The 19,468-nt window shown below is 34.1% G+C and carries 21 protein-coding genes and 1 pseudogene; 13 read left to right on the top strand and 9 right to left on the bottom strand.

The genetic code is table 11. From position 1 onward, the window contains the following. The first annotated feature begins 220 nt into the window (after positions 1-220). From FC88_RS12770 to FC88_RS03500, 7 genes are all read left to right on the top strand, one after another. Positions 221-355, top strand: a complete 135-nt coding sequence (locus FC88_RS12770; RefSeq protein WP_149029871.1) for an EntF family bacteriocin induction factor — start codon at positions 221-223, stop codon at positions 353-355. A gap of 35 nt (positions 356-390) precedes the next feature. Next, positions 391-1,704, top strand: a complete 1,314-nt coding sequence (locus tag FC88_RS03525; protein WP_057812840.1) for a GHKL domain-containing protein — start codon at positions 391-393, stop codon at positions 1,702-1,704. Then, entirely contained in the window at positions 1,701-2,447 is a 747-nt protein-coding gene (locus FC88_RS03520) for a response regulator transcription factor (RefSeq protein ID WP_057812837.1), read from the top strand. Before FC88_RS03525 ends, FC88_RS03520 begins: the two co-directional genes overlap by 4 nt. Before the next feature lie 31 nt (positions 2,448-2,478). Then, entirely contained in the window at positions 2,479-2,772 is a 294-nt protein-coding gene (locus tag FC88_RS03515; protein ID WP_057812834.1) for a hypothetical protein, read from the top strand. A 202-nt stretch (positions 2,773-2,974) separates the two neighbouring features. Further along, positions 2,975-3,325, top strand: a complete 351-nt coding sequence (locus FC88_RS03510; RefSeq protein WP_057812832.1) for a bacteriocin immunity protein — start codon at positions 2,975-2,977, stop codon at positions 3,323-3,325. A gap of 10 nt (positions 3,326-3,335) precedes the next feature. Beyond that, positions 3,336-3,671, top strand: coding sequence for a hypothetical protein (locus FC88_RS03505; RefSeq protein ID WP_057812830.1), 336 nt, complete (start codon positions 3,336-3,338; stop codon positions 3,669-3,671). Between the two features lie 41 nt (positions 3,672-3,712). Further along, complete coding sequence (locus FC88_RS03500) at positions 3,713-4,009, top strand: bacteriocin immunity protein (protein ID WP_057812828.1); 297 nt, start codon at positions 3,713-3,715, stop codon at positions 4,007-4,009. Positions 4,010-4,108: 99 nt separating this feature from the next. Here the strand turns inward: FC88_RS03500 and FC88_RS03495 are convergent, their stop codons facing one another. Beyond that, positions 4,109-4,576 (bottom strand): hypothetical protein, encoded by a 468-nt coding sequence (locus FC88_RS03495; RefSeq protein WP_010018220.1) that lies wholly within the window; start codon positions 4,574-4,576, stop codon positions 4,109-4,111. Between the two features lie 478 nt (positions 4,577-5,054). Between FC88_RS03495 and FC88_RS03490 the strand changes: the two are divergent. From FC88_RS03490 to FC88_RS03475, 4 genes and pseudogenes are all read left to right on the top strand, one after another. Then, positions 5,055-6,256, top strand: a pseudogene (locus FC88_RS03490) (Nramp family divalent metal transporter). 157 nt (positions 6,257-6,413) lie between these two features. Continuing rightward, positions 6,414-6,710 (top strand): type II toxin-antitoxin system Phd/YefM family antitoxin, encoded by a 297-nt coding sequence (locus tag FC88_RS03485; protein ID WP_057812826.1) that lies wholly within the window; start codon positions 6,414-6,416, stop codon positions 6,708-6,710. After that, entirely contained in the window at positions 6,710-7,045 is a 336-nt protein-coding gene (locus tag FC88_RS03480) for a type II toxin-antitoxin system YafQ family toxin (protein ID WP_057812824.1), read from the top strand. Before FC88_RS03485 ends, FC88_RS03480 begins: the two co-directional genes overlap by 1 nt. A gap of 357 nt (positions 7,046-7,402) precedes the next feature. After that, complete coding sequence (locus FC88_RS03475) at positions 7,403-8,155, top strand: TerC family protein (protein ID WP_412030880.1); 753 nt, start codon at positions 7,403-7,405, stop codon at positions 8,153-8,155. A 14-nt stretch (positions 8,156-8,169) separates the two neighbouring features. On the opposite strand, the gene FC88_RS03470 is transcribed toward FC88_RS03475, so the two are convergent. From FC88_RS03470 to FC88_RS03455, 4 genes are all read right to left on the bottom strand, one after another. Next, the gene (locus FC88_RS03470) at positions 8,170-9,573 is read right to left on the bottom strand and encodes an APC family permease (protein ID WP_057812820.1); all 1,404 of its coding nucleotides are present in this window, start codon (positions 9,571-9,573) and stop codon (positions 8,170-8,172) included. A gap of 133 nt (positions 9,574-9,706) precedes the next feature. Then, positions 9,707-11,113, bottom strand: a complete 1,407-nt coding sequence (locus FC88_RS03465; RefSeq protein WP_057812817.1) for an APC family permease — start codon at positions 11,111-11,113, stop codon at positions 9,707-9,709. A gap of 129 nt (positions 11,114-11,242) precedes the next feature. Continuing rightward, positions 11,243-12,085, bottom strand: a complete 843-nt coding sequence (locus FC88_RS03460; RefSeq protein ID WP_229239889.1) for a helix-turn-helix transcriptional regulator — start codon at positions 12,083-12,085, stop codon at positions 11,243-11,245. A gap of 27 nt (positions 12,086-12,112) precedes the next feature. Further along, complete coding sequence (locus FC88_RS03455; RefSeq protein WP_057812815.1) at positions 12,113-12,472, bottom strand: DUF488 domain-containing protein; 360 nt, start codon at positions 12,470-12,472, stop codon at positions 12,113-12,115. A 169-nt stretch (positions 12,473-12,641) separates the two neighbouring features. Between FC88_RS03455 and FC88_RS03450 the strand changes: the two genes are divergently transcribed. After that, positions 12,642-13,079: an Hsp20/alpha crystallin family protein gene (locus FC88_RS03450; protein WP_057812813.1), complete on the top strand. Its 438-nt coding sequence runs from the start codon at positions 12,642-12,644 to the stop codon at positions 13,077-13,079. A 622-nt stretch (positions 13,080-13,701) separates the two neighbouring features. Here FC88_RS03450 and FC88_RS03445 read toward each other — a convergent pair. From FC88_RS03445 to FC88_RS03430, 4 genes are all read right to left on the bottom strand, one after another. Beyond that, positions 13,702-15,198, bottom strand: a complete 1,497-nt coding sequence (locus tag FC88_RS03445; RefSeq protein WP_057812811.1) for a hypothetical protein — start codon at positions 15,196-15,198, stop codon at positions 13,702-13,704. A 17-nt stretch (positions 15,199-15,215) separates the two neighbouring features. Next, positions 15,216-16,166 carry a LacI family DNA-binding transcriptional regulator gene (locus FC88_RS03440; RefSeq protein WP_057812809.1) on the bottom strand — a complete coding sequence of 317 codons (951 nt, stop codon included), beginning with the start codon at positions 16,164-16,166 and terminating at the stop codon, positions 15,216-15,218. 240 nt (positions 16,167-16,406) lie between these two features. Further along, positions 16,407-17,111 carry a bifunctional demethylmenaquinone methyltransferase/2-methoxy-6-polyprenyl-1,4-benzoquinol methylase UbiE gene (gene ubiE, locus FC88_RS03435; RefSeq protein ID WP_057812806.1) on the bottom strand — a complete coding sequence of 235 codons (705 nt, stop codon included), beginning with the start codon at positions 17,109-17,111 and terminating at the stop codon, positions 16,407-16,409. Positions 17,112-17,121: 10 nt separating this feature from the next. After that, complete coding sequence (locus tag FC88_RS03430) at positions 17,122-17,730, bottom strand: histidine phosphatase family protein (RefSeq protein WP_057812804.1); 609 nt, start codon at positions 17,728-17,730, stop codon at positions 17,122-17,124. A 213-nt stretch (positions 17,731-17,943) separates the two neighbouring features. Here FC88_RS03430 and FC88_RS03425 point away from each other — a divergent pair, with 213 nt between their 5' ends. Further along, on the top strand, positions 17,944-19,284 hold the full coding sequence (locus FC88_RS03425) for a solute carrier family 23 protein (protein ID WP_235526896.1): 1,341 nt from the start codon (positions 17,944-17,946) through the stop codon (positions 19,282-19,284). Positions 19,285-19,468: the final 184 nt, after the last annotated feature.

Below are 19,468 nucleotides of genomic sequence, written 5' to 3'. Positions count from 1 at the left end.
TATGGAAAATATTAAGTTTTAAAAAATGTTCGGTTATTTCTTGCAATCTGCCATATCCTTTCATTTAAAAAACAACATCTTCAACTATACTCAATCTTATCTTGTACTGTTCAAAATAAAAATATCTTCATTCAGGATGTCACAAAGACATATTCAAGATACAAAAAACCATACTTTCTTTTCTGCAATATACTTAAAGTATAAAAAGGAGGTTATAACTATGGAAAATAAAATTCTAAACGAAATTGAATTAAAAAATATTATTGGTGGTAAAAATACACATTCAACTGACGTATTCAAATCTAAAGGAGATATGGGTAAATGTTTGCTTTCCTTTTTCAGGAATTGCGATTAAGATGTAATTAAGACTTAATCTTGGAGAATATCAGTATGATCATGATTGGAACGCAGTTATTAATAATGGAGGCGGCAATTTCACGCCTCTTCTTTTTTTTCATTTTTAGTTTTCTTTATGATGAAAAACCGTTTCCAAAGTATCGCAACATAATTGCATTAACAACTTCATACATTTTATTGTTATTAATTGACATATTTTTGAATAATTTAGGGGTTTTAATTTATATAGTAATTATGTATTTTTTGTTGAACAGACAGAAAAATCCTAATTTTTATCTAATTAACTGTATTATCTTAGGACTTCTTTTTTCCATATTTGAATCAATCGTTGCTTCAGGAATTACTATATATGTATATTCTCTTTTTTCCACAAGCGAACACTTGCTAACGTTTATTTTTCTTTTTTCAGAATTGATAATGACGCTCTTATTTATATTTTTGTGTAAAAAAAGCAATATTGAACGGCTTCTAAAAAAGTCTAATTCTTGGACTATTAGTATCGTACTTTTCTATATATTTATGGTCTTAACAGTTTTTATTTACCTGATTCAAAAACTAGAAGCTTACACCGCTTTAATAACGGGAATATTAGTTTTTCTTATTATACAGAGCATCGTAATTTTTTTAATATTTATTTATGAACACAACCATCAAAAAGAGAAATTCAAGCGCCAGCTAATGGAAGAGCAATTAAATGATTTAACATCTTATACCAAACAATTAGACGCGGATCAAAAAGAGATGCATAAATTTAGACATGATTATAAAAATATTTTGGGAAGTCTCTACGAAATTTCCAATAAACACAACAATCCAGAATTAACAGCTGCATTAAAGAAACTAGGCGTATATTCTAATACTTACTTTGAAAATATTTCTATGGATGATTTTAAAGATCTCGAATTTGTAGCTAACCCATATATTAAAAGTACCTTGATTAGTAAAATGAGAACCATAAAATCTGAAAATATCGATTGTTATTTCGAATGTAAAGATACTATTAATCAAGTAGACATTAATATATTTGATTTAATTCGCATTATTGGAGTATCAATCGACAATGCTTTGGAAGAAACAAAACGTCAAAAACATGGCAAGATTCAGATAGTGTTAATAAAACAAGACAATCAACTCGATATAACAATTAAGAATACTATTTCAAAAAAAATACCCATTTCTAAAATGGTAGATTACGGATTTTCCACTAAGAAAAACCACTCTGGACTAGGACTAGTCAACGTAAACGACATTAAAAAGAAATATAGGAATTTATTAATTTATTACGATGTGATAGATAACTGGTTCTGTGTCCAAATTTCAATAATTCATCAAGGAGATAAGAAATGAGCTATCCTATCATTATTTGCGAAGACAATCCTATTCAATTAAAGAAAATCACTACACTAGTAGAGAATTATTTACTATTCCATGCAAATTTTTTCAATCTAAGTTTGGCTGTACAAACTCCCGAAGAGGTTCTAAAGTATCTCAAAACATCTAACTCCAACAATGGTGTTTATATTTTAGACATCGATTTGAAATCAAATATTGATGGAATAGACTTAGCTAGTGAAATACGATCACGAGACATCAATGGAAATATTATCTTTACAACGACTCACGAAGAAATGGCTCCCACTACACTAAAAAGAAAGGTGGCTGCTGTTGGGTTCATTGAAAAAGATCAAACCGTAGAAAACTATCGTGATGAACTATATGGGACATTAGAATATATAAAAAAATTAATTGAGAGTTCTAAAGAATATCCTAAACAAAACTTTATTTTTGAAATTGGTAATCAAATATTCAATTTTGATCAATCTGAAGTATTTTCTGTTGAATCATCACCAATACCCCACCAATTAGTTTTTAGTTCCAAACATGGTCAATACGAGTTCTATGGGAAATTAAATGCATTAGAATCGAAATATTCCTTCCTTTTTCGGTTAAATCGTTCATGCCTCATTAATCCAATGAACATACAGCAGGTAAATTTTCATTCACGAGATGTTCTTCTAAAAAACGGAGTTACTAAAAAGTTCTCTATTGGTAAGGCAACCAAGTTAAAACATGCGCTTTTAAATTTATAACCATTCAAATAATCTCTTGGAGGTAGCAATTATGAAAGACGAAGATAAAACAAAAATCATCAATGCCGTTACTAACTTAAGTACTGCCCTAAAGAAATATCATCCTAATACTGAAACCTGTAACTATGTCGAAATTACTTTAACAGAACTGAAGAAAAAAGATGGAAAAGCATTCACTGGTGCATTCCTTTACTTTCTTACTAAGGCTTCAATGTTAAGAACCTCTGAAAATGTTATCCTTAACGATACTGAATCAAAACTGTGGCACAAAATGTCTGCTTTGAAAAACTTAGGAAACGACTTTTTCTTCGGAATGGGTCTTTAATTATGAATAAAATTGCATCCAAGTCCTCCTTTTGCATAAACAAACCTTAAGACGACACAAAATGATTTAAATATATATCATCTTCTTGACTATTATTTCAGGACTTCCTTTGACATCATTCATGACATTCTTTTCAAATTATTTTAAATCCTCTTAAAATTAAGTAGTGGAGATTCATTACATTTAGCGAGGGAGAATACTGATGAAAAAAATTGACAGAGAAAACGAAATCAAAGAAGCAAAATCACTTATTAGTTCATTAAATGATTTGATTATTAATAGAGACGATTTTCAACAAAAGTCGGAATTAAGAGATATATCTGATGTTCTAGTTCAAGTAAATAAAACCATCGACAATAATAAATATCCTGAAAGATTACTCAGCAAACTAACGACTTTTATTTATAGTATGGGACCTGCGGGAAAAATCTATTTCCCAAAAGATCAAGAACAATTGATTGATAAGATTGCCGTAATCGCCCAAAAATCCGGTAATACTGGGCTCTATTATTCAAGTTTCAATACCAAATCTGATTTTTTTAATCGACTATAGGAGGAAGAATATGTATGAAGAACTTTCTAATATGATAGAAATAGCTTATCAACAAGTAACAAACCCAAAATATAATGAAACCAGAATAGAATTATCACATTTTCACAAAGAATTAAATGATGGTGAAGATAGCAATAAAATTATGTTTGAACTGAGAAAATCATTATTACAAGCTGATCCATCGTTGAATCTAAAAAATCGCATTTCCGGATTACCACTTGAATATCGTAATCTGTTTCATTTTGTAGATTCAAAATTAAAAAAGGTTGATACAAAAATATCGGATAAATACTACCAATATGGATTTATCCCTCTAAAGTTTGGAAGTACTATTAAGTATCCTTAACAAAAAATCATTTCATAAATTGTAAGGAGATGACAAAACCAGTGGGTAAACTATCTTGGTTTGCTAGTGGCAAAGACCGTGGCGATGCAGCAATTTCTATCATTGATGACCTACTAAATAGCTTAAACGTCGATGCCAACAGACAACCTTTACAAGAGGTATTAATTGAATTCAAAAATGAACTAGAAAAAAGAGAATCTGCGGTTCCCTTCATTTTAAGTCGAATGAATATATCAATTTCTAACACACTTCATAAAAATAAAGTTCCATTAACCAAAGATCAACAAGCTAAATTACAACAATTAACTCAATTATCAAATATACGATACGGTTACTAAAATAAATGACGCCCGTTCAGATTACCCAATCCACTAAATCAAAGTGAATTGAGATTTCTGAATAGACGTCATTTTTAATTTTAGAGTTTTCTTCGATTTCTATATTTGTCCAACTTCCACAGAAACTTCATTAGACAATTTCTTATCAAGATACTTTTGCATTTCTTTATAGGAAATATTAAAGTTCATTTCCACTTGTTGGGGTCTTTTTGTATTGAAAATCACTGCTACTTTAGGTTTGCGACCTTGAATCTCAATTGGAATCAAAGTTACGTGAACGACGGAAGCATAATCGAGCACACCTGAATAAAAGCCGTTGAGAACAATTTTCTTTTCTCCGACTCCACCGACACCATTCATAATATTCAACAACATGAACAAGGCAACCATGATGATGTAAGATAATTGACCAGTTGGTGAAACTAGTAACCATGCACCGATAAAGGCTGCGAAGATCAATGATGAAATTTTATAAATTGATCTAATTTCAATCTGTGACTGCCAATAAACATTGAAAACGGCACCGACGAAAAAGATCACATCAACTATTAATAGTATTACACTCATTTAAATTTATCCCTTTTCTAGTAATTATAATCAAGTATATTTTATTTTCAAAATCTATCACTTATATTGTATCGTACTCAGTCATTAAATACATGAAGATGAATTGATAGTTTCAGAAAAATGTAATCATTTGCATTGATTTTTTTGTTAAAAAGAACCGTCTGGCATAAAAATATTCATGCTATATTATCAAAAAAATGCAATTATAACGGCTTTTTGGCGATTATTTTTAGGGATACTTAATTATTTTATTTAGACCCTTTAATGTTGTTCTCTAACATGATATTATATCTTGAGATTGAAAAAGGGGGATATACGCTTGAGTGAAAAAAATAAAAAACACGAAAGCCTAATTCATTATGCTAACGGCCCTTCCTTGGAAGAAATTAATGACACCGTTGAGGTTCCAACTGATGCGGGTTTCTTTAAAACCCTATTAGCATACAGTGGTCCTGGTGCCTTAGTTGCCGTGGGTTATATGGATCCGGGTAACTGGGTAACATCTATTGCTGGTGGTGCTCAATTTAAGTACAAATTACTATCTGTTATCTTGATTTCTAGTTTGATTGCGATGCTTTTGCAATACATGGCGGCTAAACTAGGCATTGTGACCGGAAGAGATTTGGCTCAATTAACTAGAGATAGAACTTCTAGAGTCGGTGGTTTTATTCTTTGGATCATCACTGAATTAGCTATTATGGCGACTGATATCGCTGAAATTATTGGTTCGGCCATCGCGCTGAAATTACTTTTCAACATTCCGATACTTTGGGGTGTTATCATCACTGCATTTGACGTTTTACTTCTATTAGTCTTGATGAAACTTGGTTTTAGAAAGATTGAAGCTATCGTTGCAGCTTTATGGTTATTCTATTCGTTTTCCTATACGAAGTTATCTTGGCACGTCCAGATATGGGACAAATGGTAATCGGATTCGTTCCTGACCCACAAATCCTACAAAATCAAAGTATGCTTTACATTTCTCTTGGTATCGTTGGTGCGACAGTTATGCCACATAATTTGTACTTGCATTCTTCAATTTCACAAGCGAGAAAATACGACCGTGAAGATCCTAAGAGTATTCACCAAGCCGTTCGTTTTTCAACTTGGGACTCAAATATTCAATTAACTTTGGCCTTTGTTGTTAATACTTTACTATTACTTCTAGGTGCTGCTTTGTTCTATGGTACCAACAGTGACCTTGGACGTTTCGTTGACTTGTTCAATGCCTTGCAAGATCCAAAAGTTGCCGGCGCCGTTGCTAGTCCTGTCTTAAGTATTTTGTTCGCGATTGCCCTATTGGCATCAGGTCAAAACTCAACTATTACTGGTACTTTATCTGGTCAAATCGTTATGGAAGGTTTCGTCCACATGAAGATGAAACTTTGGGCAAGACGTGTCATCACTCGTTTGATGTCAATCATCCCAGTTATCGTCTTTGCGGTAATCTATCACGGTAATGAAGCAAAAATTGAATCACTTTTGACATTCTCACAAGTATTCTTGAGTGTTGCTTTACCATTCTCAATTTTCCCATTGATCAAATTTACAAGTAACAAAGAATTAATGGGTGAATTCGCTAATAACAAACTAATCGAGTATATCGGTTACTTTATCGCTGTAGTATTGACTATTCTAAATATTTGGTTGATCTACACTACATTCGTACCTGCAGCTTAGTTTTATACTGTATCATTAATAAATTTAAAAAAGTTGTGCTAATTGTAAAATCCAATTAGTGCAACTTTTTTATATCCCAATTTTAGTTCTCATTTGTAGCTATAACGTACATGATATAGTACAATATTGGTACACAAATAAGGAAGGAGTCTTTACCATGCCAATCGCAACTACTCAAAGTGATTTTAGAAACCATATTAAAGATTACCTAGATCAAGTTAATAATGATAATCAAACAGTTTTAATTGCACGTTCAAACCAGCGTGCAGCCGCAGTCATTTCACAAGATCAACTTAATGCACTTCTCGAAGCTGTCAATGCGAAGGAAGATTCACTGGATTATGCAATCGCCCGTGACAAACTAATCGAGATGCATATTTTGCCTGACGACCCTATTGTTAAACCTACTGACGACTACTGGAATAACTTTAAGCCGAAGGAAAATGACAAATAATGACATACCAATACCGTCCACGAAAATCATTTGAACGAAGCTTAACCCATCTTGCACAACTTGATTCAACAATTGTTGATGAAACAAGAGCAGCAATCTTAATTTTACTAGCTGGCGATGATCTTCCTAACGATTTTCAGGACCATAAACTTGAGGGAAATTATACCGGTTATAGAGAATTCCATCTTCGCGATACTTCTAAAGGACAACAGCCAACTGAAATAAATGATATTTTAGTAATTTATAAAATTGATAATCAAGATTTAGTTCTTGTTACTGTTGATATTGGTTCACATTCAAAGTTATTTCGTGGCCGCTATCGAAAAAATAAATGATTTTTTGGAAATATAGAAGTCTACTTTTTCAAAAAAATTCAAATTTGGATAGAAACTAATCATAAAAACTGAATCTAGTCGGGAGCAAAAATCCTGTGGCGGCTCAATAGCCAAATTATTCTTAGCAACTTGTTGCTTAGAATAAGACCGAGTTTTGAGATTTTGCGCACTTGGTTTATGCAAAGGCTCAAAATCGCGTCGGCTATGTTCCAGCCAACCACAGGATTTTTGCGGACGACGGCATCCTACACTTCACCCACCAATTATTAATTTGTTATTTACAGTAAATATCTGGTATGCTTTACACAACAAAAACAATATGAAAGCAAGGAATATTGATTGAATGCACTAGTTAATATGTACGGCCCATTCTTCGACCTTCACAACTGGGCAACTGTGATCGAATCAGGTGAAGACTGGTTAATTATCCTCTCACTAGTAGTGATGGAATGTATCTTATCCGTTGATAATGCGGTAGTTTTAGCCGCCCAAACTCAATCGCTGCCAAATAAAGTTGAACAAGAAAAATCTCTTTTCTACGGATTATTCGGTGCCTACATTTTTAGATTTTTAGTTATCGGTGTCGGTGTCTACTTAATTAACTTCTGGTGGATCAAAGTTTTCGGTGCTGCTTACCTATTTTATTTGTTCTTAAAGCACTTCTTCTTCACTAATAAAAAGAAGGTTGAAGCTCCGACAGAACCCAAAAAGGAAAACAAACTCGAGAAGCATCTCCACATTTCTAGATTCTGGCAAGTTGTTATCTCAATTGAATTAATGGATATCGTCTTCTCAATTGATTCAGTTTTGGCTTCATTAGCTGTTTCTAGCAACCCAGTTATTGTCTTAATCGGTGGTATGATTGGTATCCTAGCCATGAGAGGTATCGCTGAATTAATTATGGGCTTGATGAGCAAGATTCCAGAATTGAATGGTATGGCCTACTTCTTGATCTTGTTTATTTCTATCAAGTTGTTCTTATCAATTCCCGCTATCGACATCGAGGTTCCAAACCTAGTCTTCGTCGGTGTCTTAGTCGGTGCCATCATCGTTACCTTGATAATTCACATGATCAACAATCAAAAGGCTCCTAAGAGTAAGAAAAAATAACTTCCAATCGGAGGTTATTTTTTTTGCAATTTAGAATGTTTCAAACCATAAGTAAAGTACACTATTACTCCAATTATCAGCCAAATAACTACGGTGATTTTTGATAACTTTGGCAACATTATCAAGAAATACAAACTAGCTAATCCGGCTAGAACTGGCAAAACGGGATAAAGTGGCATCTTATAACCATCTTTGTTAGGGATATCTTTACGATGGCGCAAGGGAATAATTCCAAATGATATGAAAGTAAAAGCCAACAAAGTTCCGGCATTGATCAATGAAGTCAGTTCAGTCAATGGCACTAATCCGGCAAAGAACGCTTGCACCACTGTAGCAACGATAATCGCATTCTTTGGTACAGCGTATTTCATATCGACCTCACCCATCTTCTTTGGCAACAAGCCATCACGTCCTAGAGCATAAACTAGTCTGGAACCACCGAAGAACAATGTCACTAAGGCAGTAAAGATTCCGACCAAAGCGCCAATAGTAATCAATTTATTCCAAGTATTTAAGTGAATAACTTTTAACGCATAAGCTGCTGGGTCGTCAACGTTTAATTGTTTATAGTTAACGATTCCGGTCAAAACTAACGAGAATGCTACATACAAAACAATAGCAATGAAAACTGTCCCTAGGATTCCTTTGGCAACATCTTTTTTGGGATTGATGGTTTCTGCTGAATTGGAAGCCAAAGCGTCAAATCCGATGAAGGCAAAGAAAACTGTCGCTGCTGAAGTAGACAGGCCACCTAATCCAAAGGGAGAAGTCCGAAATTCTTGTGGATAAAATGGAACATAATTTTTAGTCTTAATATACAAAGCTCCAACTAAAATAAATAAAACAATAATTGTGACTTTGATAATAACTGCAATATTTTCAACTTTCTTCGAGAGACTAGTTCCATGAGCAATCACGAAAGCAATTATCAAAACAATCAAAACTGCTGAGAGATTGATTCCCCCACCTTCTAAAGGCCCAGCTGAGAGAAACTTAGGCAGATGTATTCCAAAAGCTCCGAGGATATTGTTGTTAAAATACGATGCAAAACCGACTGATTGAGCGGATACCGATAAGAAGTATTCCAAAATCAAAGCCCAACCGAGAATCCAGCCAATTCCTTCACCATAAATGACTGATCCATACGAATACGCTGATCCAGCCACTGGCATCGCAGCCGCAAATTCCGCATAAGCCATTCCGACAACTCCAGCTACAATACCGGAAATCAAAAAGGCAATGGCCACCGCTGGTCCCGCATGTAAGGCAGCCTCATGTCCTGGCAAAATAAAAATACCTGTTCCAATAATAGCCCCGATTCCTAAGGCTAATAAGTCTTTCGCTGTTAAACTTTTGGTCAGTCTAGCATCTACTTTTAAATAATTATCTATTGATTGTTTTTTAAAAATATCCTTCACAAAAATTCTTCCTCTCGAAAGCAACTAATTAAGTAAAAAGTCTACTACAATGTTTTTAATAAAAAAAGCATTTTTTCTAATTTTTAAATTAAAAAACAACTGACAGAATAGGTTTCCAGCAGTTGTTTTCTAATTAATGTGATTTATTTTGTAATTTTGAATGTTTTAGTCCATAAACGAAATAAACAATAATTCCAATAGTTATCCAAAGACCAACACTGATTTTAGAAATCGTTGGTAACATGAATAGGAAATAAATGCTGGCAAGTCCGGCCAAAATTGGCAAAACTGGATACCACGGCATCTTGAATCCGTCGTTAGGAATATCTTTTCTTTTCCGCAAGGGGATTATTCCAAACGAAATAAAGACAAAGGCCAACAACGTTCCGGCATTGATCAATGAAGTCAATTCCGTCAATGGTACTAATCCAGCGAAGAACGCTTGAACGACCATTGCTAACAAAACGGCATTTCTAGGTACAGAGAATTTCTCATCAACTTCACCCATCTTTTCTGGCAACAAACCATCACGTCCTAAGGCATAAACCAAACGTGAGCCACCAAAGAACATCGTTAATAATGACGTGAAAATTCCCACTAAAGCACCAATGGTGATTAATTTATTCCAAGTGTCCAAATGAACTACTTTCAAAGCATAAGCAGCCGGATCATCAACGTTTAATTGTTTATAATTGACCACTCCAGTTAAGACAAAGGAGAAGCCAACGTACAAAATTACCGCCACGACCACAGTACCTAAAACTCCACGAACGACATCTTTTTTGGGATTGATAGTTTCTGCAGAGTTAGCTGCTAAAGCATCGAAACCAACGAAGGCAAAGAAGACCGTCGCTGTAGCAGTGGAAATCCCACCCATTCCAAATGGTTCAGTGTGGAACTGTTTAGGATAGAATGGCACGTAATTCTTAGTATTGATATAAAAGGCTCCAACGATGATGAATAGAATAATAATCGCTACTTTGATCAATACTGCCACGTTCTCGACTTTTTTTGACAAGCTAGCACCTTGCAAGATAATGAATGCTATCAACAAAACAATCAAAGTCGCTGAAATATTAATAACTCCACCTTCTAAAGGTCCAGCCGCTAAGAACTTTGGCATGTGAACCCCAAAGGCTCCTAAGATATTGTTGTTGAAATACGAAGCAAATCCAACTGCTTCAGCAGAAACTGTCAAAAAATACTCCAAAATCAAAGCCCAGCCAAGAATCCAACCAATAATTTCACCATAAATGACTGCTCCAAACGAATAAGCCGAGCCAGCCACAGGCATAGCTGACGAAAATTCCGCATACGCCATCCCGACAAATCCGGAAACAATTGCCGCAATCAAAAACGCGACTGTAACTGCCGGTCCAGCATGTAACGCCGCTTCATGTCCCGGCAAAATAAAGATACCTGTACCAATAACCGCTCCGATACCGAGTGACAATAAATCCCTTGCACCGAGAGTCTTGGTAAGTCTAGAATCAGCTTTTAGATAGGTTGCTACCGATTCCTTTTTAAAGACATTTTTCATGAAAATTTACCCCTTAATTTGCGTAAAATGAATTACACTAAGCTTAAATCTTACTACAATATTTTTAATAAAAAAAGGCAATCTTCTCTTGTATTTAAGAAGATTACCTCAATTTTTTTAATAATTATTCTAATTATTACCCTCGGTACGATATTTCGTTGGTGCCACCCCAGTATATTTCTTAAAGGTTTGACTAAAATAGCTTAATCTAGTGAAACCTAAGGAATCGGAAATATCATTGATACTCTTATCGGATTCTTTTAATAAGAGCATAGCTTTTTGAATCTTACGTGCATTCAAGTAGACTGAAAAACTCAAGCCCGTCTCTTTCTTAAACAGTTTACTAAAATAATAATCTGATAGATAAACCTTACTTGAAACTTGATCCAACGTTAATCTTTTATCTAAGTTACTATCAATATACTCTATTGCGGAAATAATGGAAGCATTTGACGTCGACATCGTCTTGATTTGTTGCAAAGCTTTGCCGTCACTGTCGTCTAAATCATCTATAGCATCATTGACATCTAAAGCATATTTAATAATAAAGTCATCGATGCCACGATTCTCAATAATAAGCTTGGATATTCCTTCAATCATTGAACGCAAATAAACCACTTGATCATTCAAAATACGCATTAAATCTAGTCTTTTCGAGCTAACTTCAATAGTGTCCTTGGCTACACAAATTTTTCCTACTCGTTGATTCAATTGAGAAATACGAATTGGCGCATCTGCATATTCCATATGATATTTGCTTTTATGAATACTTAACTTTGATAAATCCGCTTTTTTATCTTTTTGCATTAAGGAAGCGCTTTCTGAAAGTACACCAAAAATACCTGCACGCAAATGGTCATCATTTCCCAAAACAAAAACTGCTATATTATTAGTTTGAGCATATGACTGCAGCAGGCGGATTATTAATTTTTCATTGCTAGATAATAAAGACTGTAAATCGAACTCTTCCATTTCGTTAGCTACCCTCATTTACAATATTTAAATTTCTTTATTTAGATATTCCATGAGAACTACCGCATTATTATGTTCTTCGTCTTTAGCACTGTATAGAATCAAAACATCTTGTTTTTGCAAAGCTGACTTGATTTCCGTTAGGAATTCAGGTGTATAGGGATTCTGATCAATTTCCTCCAAGTATCTCTTCTTGAATTCAGTATATTTTTCAGGATCGTGTCCAAACCATTTTCTCAATTCTGCTGACGGGGCAATCTGCTTTGCCCAAAGATCAAGTTTGGCTCTGACTTTAGACATTCCACGTGGCCATAGACGATCAATTAAAATTCGATAGCCTTCTGGTAATTCCTTGTCATAGATACGTTTCAAAATTAGTTTAGTCATTTAACTAACCCTCTTTTTTTCATGTTAATTATATCACATAAAATAATTTATTATTTATAGAACTTTTACTAATTTTAGCACTTAACAACCCAGAGTGCTAAATTCTTGAATCTTCACCTAAATTGGTCTTACAATGTATTTGTAATGAAGGGAAAGGAAGTAACACAGTATGACAAACGAAATTATGGATCGTAACAACTTAATGAGAAATTGGTTCAACAATGATTCTTGGATGAACAATTTTCCATCCATATTTGACAACAATTTCCCAGAAGATTCAACATTGAAGACTGATATTAAGGAAACCGATAAAAACTACGAGGTTCATGTAGATATGCCCGACTTTGATAAGAAGGATATCGACATCAATTATGAAAATGATGTACTAACAATCAGTGGTCATCGTGATAGCTTTAACGACCACAACAATAAGAACGGCGACATGATCATGAGTGAACGTTCAAGTGGCCGTTATATGAGACAATATCACTTGCCAGCAGTTGATTCAAAGAATATCAAGGCTACTTACGACAAGGGTGTTCTAGAAGTCGATCTTCCAAAGCTAGAAAACAAGGTCGAATCAGGACATCACATTGATATTGACTAATAATCATAAAACATCAATTTAACTTCGACTTTTCAGAGAAGTCCGACTTACTGAATTTGGTTCGGTACGGTCGGGCTTTTTTTATCAATAGAATAAAGAATAAAAGACAATATCTAGTCTGGAGCACAATTTCAATTATACCTTCATAATTTCTTCACATTTTATAAATACATTTTTCATATAAATAAAGTACTATATTATTTGTAGATGAGAGATGTAATAAATCCCTTTTCTCACCCCCTATAACATATATATATTTAATCCCCTAATTTAAAAAACACCTTTCCCCGAGGTGTTTTTTTACGTATTTTAAGTATCTGCTAGTAGTAGTTATACATAAAATAAGCTATACTGGTATATGCAGAGTGGAATTTTTCTACTCTCATGGGATGTAGTATTTAAATACTACAAAAGGACTTAAGAATTTATACAATTTAAAAAGACTTATCTATAAACAGGGCTATCCAAGTTTTACGTAATAAAAAATATTAAAACTATTTTCTGATAAGCCTGTAACAAACGAAAAACTGATAAAAGATGACTATACTTTTATCTTCCCCCCTATAACAAAATAAATCCCCTAAAAAGGGCATCCTTTTCTGATTAAGGATGCCCTTTTTGCTTATATTTTTTGTAACACTTCAGAAATACCTTTTTGACGTAATTTCTTGATCAGTTTCAAAATAAATTCTAATGAATAAAAATTATCAACTTGAAAACCTAAATCTTCAATAGACCACCACTCATTGTCATTAATAATTTTCCCTTTTTCTTTCATAAATCTATACGCAGACAATTCATCAGTAATCAATTTTGTTTTAGATTTAGAATAATTTAAACAAACACCGACTTCGGTAATGGAATAAGATTGCACATTTTTAATAATTCCATTTATTTTTGTCAAATCTGTTTCAATATTATCTAAGAGCATGTCCAACATAAATGGTGGCATCCTCTTAGCAGACTCCGGTGGATTTGGAACCAGCTTATTAAACCAATCAGGCATATCTAAAAGCTGTGTGAAAAACACTCTTGTTAACCCATTATCTAATTTTCGAATATCGTATAAATCGTTATTTATCTTTTTAGCTTTTTTTGCTTCCGGCAAAGCTAATCTGTTAGTAATTTCATCAACGACACCAATTATTCCAGACTCACTTTTGGCTAAGTTCATCATTTTAAAAAAGTCTAACTTAAAAGAATCAGCCGCCTTTTGGATTTCTCGAGGTGTATAATCTTCAAGCCAAATATTTACAGCTGAAAAGAAGCTATCGTCTTTTTCTATTAGTAGCGAAAACGAATCACTCAAATAATTTTCTAAAACATTAGTTACAATTTCACGATAAAACAAAATATTAGGAACTTTCTCTAAAGAAATACTAAATTGTGGATATTTGGCTTTTTTTAATATCTGACTATCATTGAGACCTTTTTCAGTAACATCTAGTGCCCAACTAATTTGCATTACATCAAAGTTAAATTTCCCCTCTTGTAAATCAAAATCATTAAAATCTTCAGGGATATTATGTGGTGAAGGAGTTATTATTCGATCATCTGACAAATATGCCAACATATCAGAAATATTAGAATCGTTACCATAACGATATGCTGAAAAATCATCATATGAGTTTACTTGCAAGTCTTGTAAAACGGCCGCAAGTACTACCTTTTCTTTAACACTTAATTGACTGTATTCTAAACGTTGACTCTTGTGTTTTGAATATAATCGATACATATCCTCTTGAAATTTTTGTCTTCTTTTTTCACAGTTTTGACATCCACAAATTTCATTAGTGCTATTCTTATTAAAGATTTGATGTCCACAAACAGTACAGATATTATCTTGAGTATCTATATAAGGATAATTTTTAGACGGTAACTGAGCTATCATAGCGGAATCATCGTAAGGACATTTTTGTTTTACTTCAATGTAAGGTAAATTTTCGCTCAAATCTCTAGTTCTCATTTGTAATTTATATTTTTTAATAACTTTTGTGACAGTCATATCTTTACTGTAATAATCCTCCAAGAGGTTATGCAAAGTCTCAAAATCAAATTGTTGTAGCGGTGAAGATTTTGAAAAATATATATTAGTATTGGGAGTAATATTAAACTTCATTGTATTTTTCCTCGCATTTATTGTTTTAAATTTCCACGTAAAATCAGTTCTGATGGAATCATTTTTTTTACTACGCCTTCTTCAAAAATAGACCAAAAAGCATATTCACCGATTTCAGTCAACTTATGATCAATCGTCGAGAAATTCATTAAACGACTATAATCCAAATCTTCTTGACCGATAACAGGAATGTCTTTTTTCAGATTGATTAATTGTTGAATTACACCAGCAGCCACTTGATCACTATTAGCAAAAATCACTTGTAAATTAGGATCATTTTTCAATAAATACTGAGCGGCAACATTTCCACCTTTGAAATCTTTAGCTTTATTGTAAATGTGACTTTGATCGATTTTTTTGCCAAATACTTGATGATAGGCGTGTTTAATCAGCTTAGTGGATTGGCTCGATGATTCATTTCGACTAGATGTAACGCCGATATGGTCAAATTTATTTTGTTGCAAGACCTTAAAAACATCCACGAATGACTGACCACGATTCGTATAAGCACAAGAAATTGGATAATCAAATGTATCTTCACAACAAGTGATAGGTCCATATTGTTTGTATTCAAGAATTTTTTCAAAAGAGATGGTTCGAGAAGTAAAAATAATACCATCAAATGCATGATGTTTAAGCATTTCTAAATATTCAATCTCATTTTTTTCACTATAATCGGATGGTAATAAAATTACTTGATAATCCTCTTTAAAAGCTACTCGAGTGATTGCAGCGACTAATTTTTGAAAATATGGGACATTAATGTATGGCAAAACGACCCCAACCTTATGCGTCTGACCAGTACTTAAAGCACGGGCAACATCGTTAGGATGATAATCTAATTCCTCCATAGCATCGATAATTTCAGCTCTAGTTTTATCCGCAACATAACCTCGATCATTGATGACTCGAGAAACTGTCGAAACAGAATGCTTGGAAAGTTTGGCGACATCTCTAATATTTGACATAAAGATCACTCCTGTTTTGGATTGTTAGCTTGCTACATTGCTATAAATGTAGTCTTTTTTTATAAAAAAGCTAATCTTCACAATTTCTTCACAATTTCAAAATATTTGGTTCACACTTATTAAGTATAGTATTAATTGTAGATGAGAGATATGAAATCTCATCTCATCCCCCCTATAACATATATATTTAATCCCCTAAAAATTAAAAGAACACCTTCCCCGGGTGTTCTTTTTTCGTGCCTATTTTCTTGCAGAATGAATTGCCGCAGCCTTTAACATTAAATCTTTAACTTCTATGTCGTCAAAACCTACATCTTGCATCATTTGAGCTAGTTGTTTAATACTAACGAACATATTAACTGAGTCGTCCAAATATTGATATTCTGGTTTACTTTTGGCAAAAACTTTTCCCATCATAGGCATCAAATGATTGAAGTACATTTCCCAACCTAATTTGACAACTGGTGTTTGAACTTTAAAAGCTTCCAAACAGATCAATTGTCCCTTAGGTTTTAAAATACGAAAGATTTCATTCAATACTTGATTGGCATCGGGTACATTGCGCAGGCCAAAACCAATCGTTACAACGTCAAAATTTTGATCTTTAAAATTCAAATCCATGGCATTGCCAGATAACAATTCAATATTAGTTAAATTTGAAGCCGCAACTTTTGTTTGGGCAATTTTTAACATCTCGGAGCTAAAATCTAACCCGATAACTTTAGCATGGGGATATTTTTTTGCCAACATGATAGTCCAATCAGCCGTCCCACAACAGAGGTCGAGGATCATATTTGGTCCATTATCAATCTTTGATGTAGCAATTTTACGCCATTTTTGATGGGTTCCTAAACTCATAATAGAATTTAATTTATCATAGTTACCAGCTATATTATTGAAAGTCTTTTGAACATCTTTTTGAGGAACTTTATTAGTCAGACTCATAATTTACCTCTTAATCAAGATTATTAGCACGTCCATAATACATGAGGTAGCGTTTGCCACTGTTGGAAATCATGTATTTGGAAACTCCTGCATTAGCCGGTTGGATAATTTGCGAAATATCTTCAATTCCCGTAATTTCTTTCATAATGGCACGACTAACAAATCCATGACAAACTACCATGATCTTTTCGTCACCTTTTTTAGCCATATCATTCAAAAAATCATCAACTCGCTTGTACACGTGTTCAAATGTTTCGCCATCCTTGGCATAATCTGCATATTTGGGTGCTAAATAGTGATTCTCATCAAAGGCATCAGGATATTTAGGTTGCAATTCGCTTGCTTTAACGCCATCCCATGAACCATAATCTCCTTCACAAAGGCGCTTGTCTAATTTGATTTCATGAACGCCTTGATTCAAAATTTCGGCAGTTTGAGCAGCACGTTTTAGGGGACTTGAATAAATCTCATCAAAATCATTAATATCGATATTTTTTTCTAAAGTTTCAACTTGCTTAATTCCATTGGCATTTAAGGGTTTATCAGTAGACATCCCATTGATACGATTTTCATAATTAGTATCTGTTTCTCCATGTCTTACAATGTATAATTCGACCATAATATCTCCTTCTTGGTAGCGCTTAAAATACTTCTTTTAGTATTTCATTATTGACTTTGCTTTGCAACTCAATTATAGTGAAAGCAATCAAATATAGTCCTTTAAATATTGGTCCCGTGAGGCTAATAAGGAAACACGTTCAGTCTTTTATTTCGCATACACGGGATAGAGGGCTATTTTTTTGCAAAAATACATTTAGGGGAGATGTTTCTCTTGGCTACAAATGAACAGCAGTACCGCAACCCAGACGCAGTCTTAGACGTCTACGAAAAACCGCCACTAAGCAGTTGGGCCTTCTTATCTTTACAGCACTTATTCTCAATGTTCGGTGCCACCGTTTTGGTACCATTACTAGTTGGACTAGATCCTAGTATTGCCCTCTTTAGTTCTGGTGTCGGAACAATTATTCATATTTTAATCACTCATCGCAAGATTCCAGCTTACATGAGTTCTAGTTTCTCATTCATTGTGCCGATGGTTTCCTTGATGAAGACGGTTGGTTATGCCGGTGTCGCTCAAGGTACTATCGCCGTTGGTATGGTTTACTTGATTGTTGCATTGATTGTTGGTTTCGTTGGTTCCGATTGGATCGACAAAGCTTTGCCACCTATCGTCGTTGGACCAATTGTTATCGTCATTGGTATGTCAGTTGCTGGAAGTGCTGCTAACAACGCCATGATGAACGGTTCTCACTACGATTTGACTTACTTTGGTGTCGCCATGTTTACTTTATTCTTAACTGTTATTTTGAACATGGTTTTACGAGGATTTTGGAGTAATATTGCTATTCTTTTAGGTATCGTTGGGGGCTATGTTTTAGCTGTCGCTTTAGGTATCGTTGATTTTTCAAAAGTTATTTCTACACCTTGGTTCAAATTGCCTGCTTTTGACGTCATGTTTGCTAACTACATGCCTAAGAAAATTTATTGGGGTGCTATCCTGAGTTTTGCACCAATCGCCTTCGTAACAATGGCAGAACATTTGGGACACATCATGGTGCTGGATGAATTGACAGGTCGTGACTTCTTCAAAGATCCCGGTCTTCACAAAACTCTAGCTGGTGATGGTACTGCTTCAATCGTAGCTGCTTTTCTAGGTGGTCCTCCCGTAACATCATATGGTGAAAACATTGGTGTTATGGCTGTTAATAAGATTTTCAGTGTTTACGTTGTAATCGGTGCTGCCGTCTTCGCTGCTCTGTTTGGATTCATTGGTAAATTAAGCGCCTTGATTCAAACTATCCCTGGACCAGTTATCGGTGGTATCAGTTTCGTCTTATTCGGAGTTATTTCATCAAGTGGTTTGAGAATCTTGGTTGACAACAAAGTTGACTTCAACGAAAAACGTAATTTGATGATTGCCTCAGTTATCCTAGTTATCGGTATCGGTAATGCTTATCTACAAATCGGTAGTTTCCAATTTACTGGTGTTGGTGTAGCTACAGTTGTTGGTATTCTCTTGAACTTGATTTTACCAAAGCACGCCTTGTCAGAACACTGGGACGATGACAAAGATAATTGGAAAAAGGATCAAAAAGCAACAAAAAATGCTTAATTCTAATTACTAAAAAGCAACTTATATCTTAGAGGTTCTTTCTTAAGTTAGGTTAGTACTGGATGCCGTCGTCCGTTCTGCTTTGTGGATGCTGGAACGTACTGGGCACAACTTGAAGCTAATTCCAAGCCCGGGAATCATCTCCAAGATTGACCTTTCACTAAGCAATAAATTGCTAAGTGAA

It is taken from the genome of Companilactobacillus futsaii JCM 17355, from assembly GCF_001435505.1.
GTDB lineage: Bacteria > Bacillota > Bacilli > Lactobacillales > Lactobacillaceae > Companilactobacillus > Companilactobacillus futsaii.
This window is presented reverse-complemented; position numbering and strand designations above follow the sequence as displayed.